The organism is Enterobacter sp. MALB-1, assembly GCF_041021625.1.
Lineage (GTDB): Bacteria > Pseudomonadota > Gammaproteobacteria > Enterobacterales > Enterobacteriaceae > Enterobacter > Enterobacter oligotrophicus.
The window spans coordinates 1,125,903-1,141,884 of record NZ_JBDPJL010000001.1 but is presented as its reverse complement, the minus strand read 5'-3'; the positions used below and the strand labels follow the sequence as shown (position 1 = coordinate 1,141,884).

The window sequence follows — 15,982 nt, the reverse complement described above, 5'->3', positions numbered from 1 at the left end:
TCATGTTCCATGTCAACTCTATTTCAGGCTTTGCTAAGTTAACTCAGCTATCCACGTTTATTTACCTGTGTACGCATATTCCTGCTGCCGTTGCTGACGATTACTTCTCTCCCGATTTTATTGAAACCCGTGGGAATATTCCTCAGGATATCGATATCTCGCGTTTTAATAAGGGGAACGGTCAGGTCCCTGGCGTCTATCTCGTTGATGTCTATGTTAACGGTAATTTTCTTGAGTCACGGAATATTTCGTTTATCGATAATGAGAGCGGATTAAAGCCAGAACTGACGCGTGCCGAACTGGTGAACTGGGGCGTGAAGCGTAATGCACAGCCAGAATGGATGCGCATGGCGGACAGTTCAAAAATTGAAAACCTCAGTGAACAGCTTCCCGGCAGCCAGCTTGTTTTCCAGTTTGACGGGATGCGCCTTGATCTCTCAATACCGCAGGAGTACCTGCAGCGCGATCCGCGGGGTTCCGTATCGCCGGAGCAGTGGGACGATGGGCTGAATATGCTGTTCCTGAATTACAACTTATCTGGTGCCAACAGCCATACCAGCGGCGAGTCACGCAATGACGGCTATTTAAACCTGCGCAGCGGTATTAACGTTGGCCCGTGGCGCTTACGTAATTACTCAACCTATAACAACAACGATGGCACCGGTCGCTGGAACACCATCGGAACGTCTCTGGAACGTGACATTAAGGCGCTGAAAAGCCAGTTCAGCATCGGAGACAGCTACACGCAGGCCAGCGTATTCGACAGCGTGAATTTTCGTGGTATGCAGCTTTGGTCCGACGACACCATGCTGCCGGAGAGCATACGCGGCTTTGCTCCCGTGGTGCGCGGAATCGCCCAGAGCAACGCCCAGGTAACCATTCGGCAGAGTGGAAACGTTATCTGGCAATCCTATGTTCCACCCGGTCCGTTTGTCATTGACGACCTGTATCCGACTGCCGCCAGCGGCGATCTGGAGGTTGTGGTACGTGAAGCGGATGGCACGGTGCACCAGTTCATCCAGCCCTTCTCGGCTGTACCGGTAATGCAGCGTGAGGGACAGCTCAAATATACGCTGGCAGCGGGGAAATACCGCGCGTCAAACAGCAAGGATAAAGAGCCGGAGTTTCTGCAGGGTACGGTGGGCTACGGTTTGCCTCTGGATACAACGCTCTATGGCGGCACGCTGGCTTCTGCAGATTACTGGGCCGGGGCGTTGGGTGTCGGGAAAGGGTTCGGTGAATTTGGCTCGATCTCAGTAGATACCACATTTGCCCGCACGCAACTTCCGAACGGCACGGAAGAAGGCGTGTCGTTACGGGCACAATACGCCAAAGACTTTGCGTCGACAGGCACCTCGTTCAGTTTGATGGGCTATCGCTATTCCTCGTCAGGTTTTCGTGATTTTCAGGAAGCGAACGGGGATGTGAATACTTACCGAATGGGGAACGACAGGATACGGGAAGGCAACAGTTGGCGATACGAGCGGAACAAACGCAGTAAGGCGCAGGTGACGCTCAACCAACGACTCGGTGATTCGGCAAATATAAACCTTTCCGCCTGGCAGCAGGATTACTGGGGCGGCGACGCCGAACGCAGCGTTAACGTCGGTTACAACACCAGCATACAGAATATCAATTACGGCCTTAACTACAGCTATTCACAGGGTCCGTGGCGCAATGAGAACGATCATATCGTCTCCTTTACGGTACAGATCCCGTTCTCGCGTTTCCTGCCAGACAGCTGGATGACGCTCTCTGGCAATACCAACAAGAAAGGCGACACCACCTCGCAGGTGGGTTTATCCGGTTCAGCGCTGGAAGACAAGAAGCTGAGCTGGAACGTGCAGCAAGGCTACAACAGTAAAGGCTCAGATGTGATGGGAAATACGTCCGTCACTTACAAAGGCCGGAACGGGGAGTACCAGCTTGGTTACAACTACTCACGCGATAACCGTCAGGTTTCGCTTGGGGCACAGGGCGGACTGGTGGTTCACCCTTACGGCGTCTCGGTTACACAGCCGCTGGGCGAGACGATGGCGCTGGTAAAAGCAGACAATGCGGCGGATGTGAAAGTAGCAAACAACAGTGGGATTTATACCGACAGCAAAGGTTTTGCCGTTGTGCCTTACGTCACGCCTTATCGACAAAACACGCTTTCGCTGGATACCGCATCGCTGAAACAAAACACCGACGTGGTGAATGACACACGTACCGTTGTGCCGACCAAAGGTGCGCTGGCGCTGGCTGACTATCCTACCGTCACCGGTTATAAGGTCATGCTCCAGTTAGCCGGGAAAGCGATCCCCTTTGGCGCAACAACCCGTATTAAAAATCACGACAACATTCCGGAAGGGATTGTTGACGACCGTAAACGCGTCTGGCTCAACGGCGTACCAGAAAAAGCGACTGTGATCGTGACCTGGGCCGAAGGAAGTTGTCAGGCAATGTATGAGATAGCGCAGATCTCTGACAAACCGCAAACCGTTATCGCGCAATGCCACTGATCTGGAGAGAAAGAAAAATGTATCGAATTTTAGGTATCTTATTATTCATCCCGCTGGGATTATTTTCACACGCTGCGCTGGCGTGGAACTGCGCAACAGTTACGCCCTCTACCACGATCTCGCCGCAGAACATCACCATACCCCGAGATCTGCCCGTGGGTTCAGTTATCGGGACACCCGTCACGACGCCGTTGATCCGTGCGTTTAACTGCTGGAGCGGCGAACAAGGGGTTCTCTCCCATCAGATTTTTGGTGTCAGAGCGCTTGGCCGTTTCGAGATACTGCTCAACGGTCGCCGGATGTACAGAACGGATATTCCGGGCGTGGGATATTCTGTGTCAGGCGCAACAACAATATGTGCCGGAGGAGAGAAGACGATCACAGGAAGCGATACCATCCGTACAGATGTAAATACCGTCAGGCTCTGTGAAAATGAGAGCGGGATGATCTATACCGATTTGAACGCTACCGTGACCATCACTTTTTATAAAATTGCTTCAGAAACCGGGTCCGGGACGATACCGTCACTCTCCGTCGCGTCTTTAACCATGCTGAATAACTTGCTGCTCTGGCATTCGCCTGAGGCTGCCGTCAATATCAATGCATTCACGATTACCACGCCGGCCTGTAACCTACAGACGACGTTTGTTCCTGTGAATATGAAAGACGTGGATAAAAAAGCCTTTAACGGCAAAGGCACCACGCCGGGAGACGCGCACACGCAATCTTTCACGCTGCCGATGGTCTGTAATGCCGGAACACGGGTCAGCGTAAAAATGGAAGGTAATATTTTTGATGCGAACAAAGGCGTGCTGAACATCACGGGTGGAACTAACGCCGCTACGGGCGTTGGGCTCCAGTTACTGTATAACAACCAGCCGATGGTGCTGGGTTCTGATGTCGCCGTTGGAACGTCATCGTCATCTGGCGGATTCTCAGTGCCGCTTAAAGCGCGTTATTACCAGACGGGCGATTCGATCACGACCGGTACGGCGAATGGGGTAGCAGCCTTTACCATAACGTACCATTAAGTCATCGTTCGTTTCTGATTCAGGATAACCCAGCCCGTGGCTGGGTTTTCAATGTTGAGCGTCAGACGGCTTAAATACTCAACCATCAACATTGACTGATATCAAAGCTATTTATCGGGGTTCGTGGAAAATAAAAAAACAGCATAATGCGTCAGACGGACTCCACGCTGAGCACATGAAAACAAAGATCAGAATAATCCCCTAACCAATTGATTTGCCACTTAAAAAACCACAACAACCAGGACGGACACAGCCTATGTACAGACCAATAGTTGTCATACTTTTCATTCTCCTGACGCTGGCTGCTCTTGCGGAAATGGGTTATTTACCCATCGGGTAAATTTGCTGGTTAAATATTACCCATAAACCGTAATGTACCATTTACAGTTTTTTCCTAAAGCCATCTGCATATTTCTCATGTCATCCTTAATCACGCTCATAATACGAAAACGTTAATTGAGGATAAAACATGAAAAAAACGATTATTGCATTATCTGCCATTCTGTTGGCTTCACCTGTTTTTGCTGCGACCACACATGCAACTGACGATACCGTAGCGGCGGCAAACGCGAATGCCAACGACGCGAAGCAAAAACTGCACGAAGAGCAGAACAAAGGTGAAGAGCTGAAGCTGAAACAGCAGCATGCCGCTGAAGGGAAAAGCGACAGCGTTGGCAGCAAGGTAAGCGAAGATTCGCAGAAAGCCTGGCATAAAACCAAAGAAGGCACAGAGAAAGGGTGGGATGCCACCAAAGAAGGTGCTGAGAAAGGCTGGAACAAAACCAAACAAGGTGCCAGTGAGTTAGAAAAGAAAGTCACTGAATAATCATCACCTGTCCCGTAAGGCCGCTGTCGCGGCCTTTTTACTTCCCCCTTCACAAAAATAAATCAGGTTATTTTTTAATTACGTGCTACCGCATTTTCATTTTTACATAGCAGAATAAACATCCCCTGCCAGCATATATTTCATTAATGCGAGCAAACATAATATATCTTATACGTTAAACTTTACCGCGTCTTAAACATTAATTAAGCGGTAATGAATATATACATTCAATAATAAATACCCTGCCCCTCATAAACTGTGTAAAGCTGAACACCACCCGGCGTCTGGCGGGCCTTTCAGACATACCGCTTTATATTGACGTGGTGAATAAATACTTTTTCAATGACACGAATGGCATTTACAGAGGCGTAATTTGCATATTTAGTTTTTTATAGCTATATCCTTTTTAGAGCGAATTAAATTAATACCTCTATTACACACAGGGCTTTATATATCAGGAAAAATTAAAAAGACAACGTTATCCACAATAAATAATTAGAGTCGCCCTGATGTTGCCATTCTGGATGCTGGCGGGCATCGGCCGCGCTGAAGAACGTTACGGTGAGCACTGATTAACTATCAGCGACTCCGCCGGGGGCGCGCTTTACCCTCAGCAAAGAGATGACCATGTCTTGCACGCCGTCCATGACAACTCTGCTGGAGTAATAACTGTATGAGCCAAATCTCTGTTATATCGAAACTTACTGGCGTGGAAACGACCACGGAAGGCACCCGGATCACTCTGGACCATTCCTCTATCGTTAAGCTCCATGTAGGGCGGGCCGACATTTCACACTACACCCGTAGCGGTAACGATCTGGTGATATCTCTGCATTCGGGGGAAGTGGTTACCCTGAAAAACTTCTACGTTGGCGACGCTCAAGGGGTGAGCCAGCTGGTGCTGGAAGAAGAGAATGGCGCATTGTGGTGGATTGAAGATCCGACTGCCGCTGAACATTACGAAGCTATCTCGTCCATCGACGCGTTAATGGCGTCATCCGGTTCAGACGCAGGCGGTGCTGCCCTCTGGCCCTGGGTGCTCGGTGGTCTCGCCGTTGCCGGGGGCGTCGCCCTCGCAGCCGGTGGCGGTGGCGGTGGCGGCGGTGGAGATGACGATGACAACACCACCAGCCCCGGCAATCCAGGCAATCCTTCTAATCCTGATACCACACCGCCGGATGCCCCAACAAATTTGCAGTTCTCACCGGATGGTAAAACCGTTACCGGCACCGCCGAACCGGGAAGCACAATAACGCTTAAAGATGCCAACGGTAATCTGGCAGGAACGGGTAAAGCCGGTAGCGACGGCAAATTTACGATTGAGCTGGGTACGCCAATGACCAATGGCGAACAGCTTGCCGCCACAGCAACCGACGCTTCCGGTAATACCAGCCAGAACGGTCATGTCATCGCCCCTGACCTGACCGTCCCCGACGCCCCGGATATTCTGATTGTTAACGATAACGTCGGCACCGAAACGGGCCCGCTGGAAAACGGGCAACGAACCGATGATGCACGCCCTGCCCTCAGCGGCATGGCTGAAGCGGGGACGACAATCACGATTTATGACAACGGCAGCCTGCTTGGCACCACGAAAGCTGATGCCAGTGGCAACTGGAGTTTTACGCCACCTGCCGCCCTTGCCGATGGCAATCACGTCATTACCACCACCGCGACCGATGCTGCCGGCAATACCAGCGCACCGTCCACTGCCGCCACCTTTATCGTTGATACCGTGGCACCAACGGCCCCCGTCATTTCCGGCTTAACCGATGACGTTGCCCCCAATACCGGCCCTCTCAGCAATGGCGGAAGCACCAACGATCAACGTCCCCGGATTAGCGGCACGGCGGAAGCCAATTCCACCGTTACGGTTTATGACAATGGCAACGCCATTGGTACTGCAAATGTCGCCAGCAATGGCAACTGGTCCTTTACGCCGTCGGTGAACCTCAGCGAAGGCAGCCATCAGATTACGGTGCAGACGACTGACGTCGCGGGCAACCAAAGCGTCCCCTCCCCGGCGATTACGATCACGGTAGATATCACCCCACCTGACCAGCCAACCGTCGCGCTGGATGCCGCAGGAACCGTGGCAACAGGCACCGCAGAAGCCAATACAACGATCACCATCACCGACAGCAACGGTATCCCGATCGGGACTGCACCTGTCGACGCTAACGGTAATTTCAGCATCCCCCTGGCACCCCCTCAGCCTGGCGGCGCGGTTATCAGCGTCATTGCTACTGACGCCGCGGGCAACGTCAGCCCGGCGGCCACGGCAACAGCCAGCCTGAGTGTACCCGATACCACACCACCGGCTATCCCGGCCGATCTTGCCGTTTCTGGCGATGGCAGAACAGTGACCGGCAACACCGAACCGGGCAGTACGGTAACAATTAAAGACCCTACCGGCACCGTGATTGGCAGCGGCACGGCGGACAACGACGGTCATTTCTCCGTCGGGATCGACCCGGCACAAACAAATGGCGAGGTGCTACAGGTTGTCGCAACCGACGGAGCCAATAACACCAGCCAGCCAGGGTTTGCCGACGCGCCTGATACCACCGATCCATTAGCGCCTACAAATGTTGACGTCTCAGATGATGGCACCACCATCACCGGCGAGGCGGAGCCGGGCAGTACCATCAGTATTAAAGACGAGGGTGGCACTGAAATCGCCGCTGGCTCCGCTAATGATGACGGTACATTCAGCATTCCGCTTATCCCGCCGTTAGTGAATGGTGAAACAGTGACGGCAGATGCGACCGACAACGCGGGCAATACGGGCCCAACGACCTCTGCAAGTGCGCCGGATATTACGCCCGCAGAAACGCCGGTCATCACCTCCGTTGAAGATAACGTGCTTAACATCGTCGGACCGATTGCCAACGGTGGCCTGACCAATGATGGCACGCCGACGCTTCACGGTACGGGTGAAGCTGGCACACGGCTTTATCTCTATGATGGTCAAAACCAAATCGGAACGCTGGTGATACCGGAGGGAGGCGTCTGGACATATACTCTGCCCGCCAATATTCTCGCGGGCGGGCATGTCTTTACAGCCAAAGCCATTGATGATGCAGGCAATGCCAGCGGTACATCGAACAGCTGGAGCATTACCGTCGATCTCACGCCGCCCGCAACGCCAGCGATCACCCAGGTTGTGGACGCTGTTGAAGGTAATACTGGCCCGCTGACCAGCAACCAGCCGACCAATGACAACCGCCCTGCCATCAGCGGCACGGGCGAGCCTGGCGCGACAATCAGCATCCGTATTGATGGCGCTCAGGTGGGTACAACAGTGGTGGGCTCCAGTGGAGACTGGACCTTCCGTCCGGCGACAGCCATTGCAGATGGCAGCCACGTCCTGACCGCCGTCGCGCTCGATCAGGCCGGTAACGCCAGTTCCGCCACGGGCGGATTTACGCTTAATATCGATACCACAGCCCCCGGTACGCCAACCATCGGAAGCGTGACGGATAACACCGGCGACGTGACCGGCCCTGTCACCAGCGGTTCACCGACGGATGAAACACAACCCCTGCTGTCGGGGACGGCCCCCGCTGGCACGACCATCACCGTGTATGACGGCACCACGCTGCTGGGCCCCGCCACGCTCAACGGCACGGGTGGCTGGAGCTTTACCCCTTTAACACCGCTGACAGACGGCACACACACCCTGACCGTCCGAGCCACCGACCCGGCAGGAAATGTCACCACTTCCCCACCGTTCAGCCTGGTGATAGATACGATAGCGCCCGTCACGCCGGACGCGCCGGATGTCACCGTTAACCCGGACGGCGGCACTACGGGTACATTACTGAACCCAGGCGACACCACCCGCGATACCACGCCGACGTTAAGCGGTGAGGGAACCGCAGGAGAAACGGTAGCTATCTATATTGATGGCGTGAAAAAGGCTGAAGTCCCGGTCGGTGAAGATGGAAAATGGAGCTGGACGGCCTCGCCACCGCTCGGTAACGGCACTTATGATGTCACCCTGACCGTAACCAACAAAGACGGTGCAGGCAATGAGAGTTCACCTTCGCAGCCGGTGACCATCGTCATTGATACCGAGGCACCCGATAAACCCGCCACTCCGACCGTCACCGACAGCGTCAGCCAAATCACTGGCCCGGTAGCGGATGGCGAAAGCACCAACGATCCGCGCCCGGTCCTGAGCGGCAGCAGCGAACCAAACGACGTGATCATTATTTACGATCGCGTGAATAATGCCGATCCGGTTGAGGTGGGCCGCGTTACCGCAGACATTAACGGCGACTGGAGCTGGCGGCCTGCGACGAATATCGCCGAAGGTTCGCACCAGTACACCGCCACCGCAACGGATGAGGCGGGGAACGTCTCCGTAACCTCCGATCCGATCACCATCAACGTGGATACCCTTGTGCCTCCGGCTCCGGTGATTACCCTGGCGGGGGGTGTCGGAAGCGGCGGGTCCACAAACGACAACACGCCGGATATCACCGGGACAGGTGTCAGTGGCGATCGGGTTATTGTTTACAACAATGGCGTCGCCATTGGTGAAGCTATCGTAACGAACGGCACCTGGACCATCACGCCATCGGCCCTGCCGGACGGCACACTCAATCTGACCGCCGTTGCGGTGGATGCGGCGGGCAACCCCAGCACACCAGGGGCGGGATTCACCGTAACCATTGATACCGTGCCGCCAGCCGTACCGCAAATCGACGAAATCACTGGCAGCACGCTGTCTGGCGGGCAGTTGTACACGCAAGATACAACCCCCGAAATTACGGGGAGAACCGAACCGGGCAGCACCGTTGAAGTCTTCATTAATGAAGACTCTGTGGGCTTTGCCACCGTTAACACAGATGGCACCTGGACATTCACACCGACAACGCCGCTGGATCAGGGCTTAACGGACATTTCAGTGATTGCCCACGATGCCGCCGGTAACAGCACGCCAGGCCCGACCACCACCGTTACCGTGGACAACGTTCCCCCGGCCGACCCAACAAACCTTGCCATTACCGATCAAGGGACACCGGTCACCGGTAATGCCGACCCCGGCTCCATCATCACGATCAGAGATGCCGATGACAACGTGATCGGTACGGGCGTCGCCAACGCCAGCGGCGCGTTTTCCGTCGCCGTCAGTCCGGCACAAACGGATGCCACCACGCTGAGCGTCACCGCAACCGATGAAGCAGGGAATAACAGCCAACCCGTCGATCTCACCGTTACGGCAGCGCCGGTTGATTTACCGGACGTACCGACGATCACTGCGATCGACGACAATATAGGTAGCGTCACGGGTAACGTAATCGGCAAAACCTCAGACGATACGATGCCGACCATCAGCGGTACTGCCGTCGCGGGCAGTACGGTGACCCTCTATATGGATGGCAGCCTGATCCCGCTGATCACCATTCCGGTGCTGGCCGGTGGAACCTGGAGTTATACCCCGCCGCTTCCATTGAGTGAAGGCACGCATACTTTCGAGGCGACCGCCACGGTAGGGCTTGAGACAAGCGGCCGTTCACCTGCTGCGGCTGTCACCATCGACACCACCGCCCCGCTCGCCCCCACTATTGGCGCGGTCACCGATGATGTTCCTCCTGGCACCGGCGTACTCACCAGCGGGCAGGCGACCAACGATACCCGGCCAACCCTCAGCGGTACGGCGACGCCGGGTGACACCATCACCGTTTACAATAACGGTATTGCTATCGGGACTGCACAAGCAGGGCCAACAGGCTCCTGGAGCTTTACGCCGTCCTCTCCCCTGGCCGAAGGCAGCAACCCGCTGACCATTCGGGCCACCGATCCGGCGGGCAATCAGAGCGCCCCTTCAGCGGCGTTCAACGTCGTGGTCGATACGACCTCCACCACGCCCGTTATTCTGGGAGCAGAGGATAACGTCGGTAGCGTGACGGGCAATGTCACCAGTGGCAGTACCACCAACGACACCACGCCAACGCTCACCGGCACGGCAGAAGCCAACAGCACCGTCGCAATCTTTGATGGCGTTACGCAAATCGGCACCGTCACCGCCGATGGCAGTGGCAACTGGACATTTACGCCAGTGACCGCACTGGTCGAAGGCGCACATGACTTTACGGTCAGATCGACCGATACGTTAGGGAACGTCAGCACGCCTTCTGCCGTCTACAGCGTGACGGTCGACACCACACCGCCAGCCGTCCCTACGCTCAATGGCGTAGAGGACAACGTCGCAGGGGGCATTGAAGGCAATATCGCCACCGGACAGGTGACCAACGACAATACGCCAACGCTGAGCGGGACCGGGATGGCAGGCAGCACGGTGCATATTTTCAATAACGGCACCGAGATCGGCTCCACAACGGTGCTGGCAGGCGGCACCTGGAACTTCACCCCCACGATACCGCTGCCGGACGGAACCTATACGCTGAGGGTGAATGCCACCGATACCGCAGGTAACGTCTCGGCTAACTCGTCGGTTTATACTTTTACAGTAGATACCGCCGGGCCAGCCGCACCGGTACTCTCTACCGTCATTGATGATGTCGGCCCGGTAACGGGTACACTGAGTACCGGTAATTCAACCAACGACGCGCGTCCGACGTTCAACGGGACGGGCGAAACGGGCTCAACCGTACACATTCTGGTGGACGGTGCAGAAGTGGGCACCGCGCTGGTGAATGCGCAGGGCAACTGGACCTTCACACCGACAGATCCGCTGGGCGATGGCCAACATGCCATTACGTTCAATGCAACCGACGCGGCGGGTAACAGCGGCAGTACCAGCACCGCATTTAACCTGACGGTCGATACGGGCGTACCGCTCGCCCCCACTATCGCCACGGCCAGTGACAATGCAGGCCCGGTTCAGACACCCCTTACTTCCGGCCAAACCACTGATGACACCACGCCAACGCTGAACGGGACGGCGGAAAATAATGCGACCATCACGATTTACGAAAACGGCGCATTCGTTGGCACAACCCAGGCTAACGGTTCGGGGGCATGGAGTTTTACCCTAGACACACTGACCAGCGGGAGCCATACGTGGACCGCAACGGCAACCGATGCAGCAGGCAACGTTAGCCCTGCGTCACCGGGCTTCACCGTGATTGTCGATACCACCGCCCCTAATGCGCCGGTCATTACCTATGCGCTTGATGATGCCGGTTCTCTGACGGGACAACTCAGCACCGGTCAAACCACTGACGACATCTCGCCACGTCTTAGCGGGACCAGCGAGCCGAACGCCACGGTGAGAATTTATGAAAACTCAGCGCTGATTGGCACCGGCCAGGCCGATGCCAACGGCAACTGGACGATTGATCTCACCACCACGCTGAGCCCCGGTACACATACGTTTACCGCGCAGGCCACCGATGTGGCGGGTAATAACAGCCAGCCTTCAGCCAGCTTCAGCCTGACGGTTGACACCACGCCACCTGCGTTACCGGTATTAACCAGCATCACGGATGATGTCGGCAACGCCGCCACGCCAATCGCCAACGGTGGGTTAACCAACGACGCGCAGCCAACCCTCACCGGTACAGCGGAGGCGGGAGCAACGGTAAACATCTTTGATAACGGTGTGCAAATTGGCAGCGTCACCGCCACGGGCGGTACGTGGAGTTTTACACCCTCGACGGGACTGGGCAACGGATCGCATAGTCTGACCTTCTCGGCAACCGATGCGGCCGGCAACGCCAGCGCACAAACTGCCGACTATGTGATAAACGTTGACGCCACCGCGCCAGCTATACCGGTTATCAGCGCCGTGGTGGATGATGTGGGTACCATCACCGGGCCTGTGACCGGGGGTAATCCGACCAACGATGCCCGTCCGACGCTGAACGGTACTGCCGAAGCCGGTTCAACCGTTCGCATCTACGACGGCACCACGCTCGTGGGAACCGTTACCGCCGACACCAACGGCAACTGGACGCTGCCGCAAACCAGCACCACGTTGTCGGAAGGGCGGCATAACTTTACGGTGACCGCGACCGATGTGGCGGGCAATACCAGTGCGCCATCAATCGTCACGTCAATTGTGGTCGACCTGACGCCGCCGCCAGCACCAACAGGCCTCGCGGTGATCACCAACGGTACGCACGTCACCGGAACCGCCGAAGCGGGCAGTACCGTCACCATCACCACCAGTACCGGAACCGTACTCGGTACAGCCACGGCGGATGGGAGCGGCAACTTTAATGCCACCATCACTCCGGCGCAGACGGGCGGGGAGTCCCTGCAGGTGTTTGCCACCGATAAAGCCGGAAACGCAGGCGCGAGTGCTTCGGTCACGGCACCGTTTACCACGATCCCGAACGCACCGGTTATCGCCACCATCGACGATAACGTCGGTACGGTGACCGGAAATCTGACCAACGGGAAAACCACCGATGACACCACGCCGACCCTGAACGGCACCGCGCAACCCAATTCCACCGTCACCCTGTATAACAACGGTGTTTCGATGGGGAGCGTTGTGGCGGACGTCAATGGTAACTGGAGCTTTACCCCGACGGCATTAAGCGAAGGTGCCCACACCTTTACCGCCACGGCGGGTAACGCCACAGGGACCAGCCCGGTTTCATCGGCCACGACCGTTATCGTCGATCTCACGGCACCAGCAGCGCCAACCGGCACCTTTAACGCAGACGGTAGCGTATTGACCGGTAACGCCGAAGCGGGCAGTACCGTCTCCATTCTTCTGGGTAACGGGACAACGGTGACCACTACCGCAGGGAGTGACGGCACTTACAGCTACACCTTCCTCAATAAACAGACGGAAGGCCAGACGCTGCAGATCACCGCGACGGACGCGGCAGGCAACGTCTCGCTGCCGGGCTCGGCACTTGCGCCCGTGGTGCCGCTGTCGGCCAGTACCAACGTCGAGGAGCTGGATATCAGCACCACGGCAACGGTGACCCACTCGCAGCTCAGCGATTACGGCTTCCTGCTGGTGGGGGCCGCGAACAACATCCTCACGCTGCTCGGTAATGACACTGCGCAGGTCGGGTTTACGGTGGAGAGCGGCGGCAGTGCGGATATCACCGTAAACGCCAATGCAACGGGAGCGGTACTTTCACTGCTCAACACGCTTGAGCTGGTGGTACAAGTTCTGGATACGGAGAACGGAACCTGGACCACGGTGGTGGATACCGGACAGCCGCAGTTTGCTGACCTGCTGACGCTCGGCGCTACTGGCGTATCGCTGAACCTGACCGGGCTGGCGAGTGGGCAGTATCGTGTGCTGAGCTACAACACTAACCTGCTGGCAACCGGCTCTTATACCAGCCTGGATGTTGACATCAAAGAGACCAGCGCAGGTACGGTGACGGGCACCACCAGCCTCGGCGGTAACGTGATCCTTGATGACGATCCGGCCACCGGTAGCGATAACGCCCCGGCGGGCACCACGGTGACAGCGGTGACCAACTCGGATGGCGACACGGTCGCGGTGACCGCTGACGGAACGCAGGTCCAGGGGCTTTATGGCACGCTGACCATCAACCTGGACGGCAGTTACACCTACACCCTCACCAACACCAGCGCCTCAGTGATTGGCCGTACCGAGAACTTCACCTACACCATCACGCATAACGGCGTCAGTGCGTCAGCAAATCTGGTGCTGTCACTCGGCGCAGGCACCACGGCCAACAGCATTGTGGCCGTGGACGACACGGCCTCGCTGACCTTCGACACCACCGTCCATTCGATAAATAACGGAACCTCGTCGCAGGGCGGCTTTACCGTGGTGGGGATTAATCTCGGCAATACGCTGGGGCTGAACCTGCTGGACGATCTGAGCAACCCGATCATCTACAACGTTGAAGAAGGCACCACCCGCACCATGACCATTCAGGCTTCCGTGGGAGGCGTGGCGCTGGCGTCAGTGTTTGACCTGTACATCTATAAGTTCAACGACGCCACGCAGACTTTCGAGCAGCTCCGCGTCCAGCCGGGCTGGTTGCGTGCGCCGCTGCTGGGTGGCACGTCATCCCAACTGACGCTAAACCTGCCTGCCGGGGAGTACCTGTTCCTGCTGAATACGGCGGCGGGGATCACCGCACTGACGGCGTACACGCTCAATGTGCTGGAAGATCATGTCTACAGCGTGGCAAGCGTTGGGGCCTCCACCACCGGAGACGTGCTGGCGGATGACATTGCGCCATCCGGCACCGTGGTGTCTGATGTCAACGGTGTGGCGGTGAACGGCAGCGGCCCGACCACGATTCAGGGAGAGTACGGCACGCTGACGATCACTGCGTCCGGGCAGTACACCTACACCCTGAAAAGCGGGATCGGGTCTGACCATATCAACACCCCGGACACCTTTGTTTATACCATTACCGCGCCCGGTGGCGCGAAAGACACGGCATCGCTGAACATCACGCCGACCGCGCAGGCGATGGATGCGGTGAACGATGTCAGTTCCACAATGGATATCACCCCGGTGCATCACACGTCGCTGTATTCGGATACCAGCGTAGGGTCTGCAAACTGGAACGCGGCCCTGCTGGCAACGACATCGGGCAGCGGCAGCGGCACCTTCGTGGTGGATGCCAATACTGCGCTGCATAATGTGGTACTGCACTTCAACGTGACCTCGCTGCTGACGCTGGGCGGGCTGACCGTTAACTGGACGATTTCACAAGGCGGGACCACCCTCAGAACCGGATCGTTCGGCGGTGGGTTGCTGTTGGGCGGCAATGCCGATATCGCGGTGACCGGTCTGGATCTGAATGCCGGAACCTATACCCTGAGCTACACCGGTAGCGTACCGGCACTGGGGCTGGGCGGGATCACCATCACCCCAAGCGTCACCGGCACCACCTACTCCCTTAGCCAGTTTGACTCTACCAGCGGCCACACCGTTAACGGCAACATCTTTGACGGTTCCGACTCCGCCGGGGCAATGGATCAACTGCACTCGGTAGACACCCGCGTAAGTATTACCGGCTATGACGGCGTGACCACCACGCTGGACCCGTACACCGGCAGCACCACGGTGAATGTCGTCGGCCACTACGGCACGCTGGCGATTGGCGCAGATGGTCATTACACCTACACCCTCAATGCCGGAATTTCACTCTCGACCATCACCTCGAAGGAGGTCTTTAACTACACCCTGACCGATGCCGCCGGTAAAACGGACAGCGCCTCGCTGACCATCAACATGGCACCGCAGTTCATCAGCTCTGAACACAACGATCTGATTACCGGTACAGCCTATGGCGACACGCTGATTTACCAGGTGCTGAACGCTACGGCTGGCAACGCCACCGCAGGCAACATCTCAGGCACAACGGGCGATCACTGGACCAACTTCTCACTTTCACAGGGGGACAAAATCGACATTGGCGATCTGCTGGTGGGCTGGAACGGAAGCGCTTCGACATTAGGCAACTACCTCCACGTGACGCAAAGCGGCGGGAACACGGTGATCGCCATCGACCGTGATGGCGCAGGGAGTACCTACGCCACAACCACGCTCGTTACGCTGGATAACGTTCAGACCACCTACGACGAGCTCGTCAACCAGCAACACATTATTACCTGACCACACACGCACCAAATGACCCAGGCGCTTGTCGCCTGGGCATAAACAATAAAGCTGTACGCATTTATTA

4 protein-coding genes are annotated in these 15,982 nt (G+C 56.6%); all 4 read left to right on the top strand.

The genetic code is table 11. The annotated features are described in order from the left end of the window. The first annotated feature begins 2 nt into the window (after positions 1–2). The 4 genes from ABGB15_RS05505 to ABGB15_RS05490 all read left to right on the top strand — a co-directional run bounded on the left by ABGB15_RS05505 (position 3) and on the right by ABGB15_RS05490 (position 15,912). The gene (locus tag ABGB15_RS05505) at positions 3–2,504 is read left to right on the top strand and encodes a fimbria/pilus outer membrane usher protein (RefSeq protein WP_215722655.1); all 2,502 of its coding nucleotides are present in this window, start codon (positions 3–5) and stop codon (positions 2,502–2,504) included. Further along, positions 2,495–3,535 (top strand): fimbrial protein, encoded by a 1,041-nt coding sequence (locus ABGB15_RS05500; protein ID WP_225903454.1) that lies wholly within the window; start codon positions 2,495–2,497, stop codon positions 3,533–3,535. The genes ABGB15_RS05505 and ABGB15_RS05500 overlap by 10 nt, the downstream gene beginning before the upstream one ends. A 469-nt stretch (positions 3,536–4,004) precedes the next feature. After that, positions 4,005–4,361, top strand: coding sequence for a hypothetical protein (locus ABGB15_RS05495; RefSeq protein ID WP_152081957.1), 357 nt, complete (start codon positions 4,005–4,007; stop codon positions 4,359–4,361). A 673-nt stretch (positions 4,362–5,034) separates the two neighbouring features. After that, a complete protein-coding gene (locus ABGB15_RS05490) occupies positions 5,035–15,912 on the top strand; it encodes a BapA/Bap/LapF family large adhesin (protein ID WP_313327606.1) in 10,878 nt (3,625 codons plus the stop codon). Positions 15,913–15,982: the final 70 nt, after the last annotated feature.

What these genes read in the sequence shown, in the direction of transcription:
- ABGB15_RS05505 (WP_215722655.1), top strand. Translation starts at nt 3, where the DNA reads ATGTTCCATGTCAACTCTATTTCAGGCTTTGCTAAGTTAACTCAGCTA.
- ABGB15_RS05500 (WP_225903454.1), top strand. Translation starts at nt 2,495, where the DNA reads ATGCCACTGATCTGGAGAGAAAGAAAAATGTATCGAATTTTAGGTATC.
- ABGB15_RS05495 (WP_152081957.1), top strand. Translation starts at nt 4,005, where the DNA reads ATGAAAAAAACGATTATTGCATTATCTGCCATTCTGTTGGCTTCACCT.
- ABGB15_RS05490 (WP_313327606.1), top strand. Translation starts at nt 5,035, where the DNA reads ATGAGCCAAATCTCTGTTATATCGAAACTTACTGGCGTGGAAACGACC.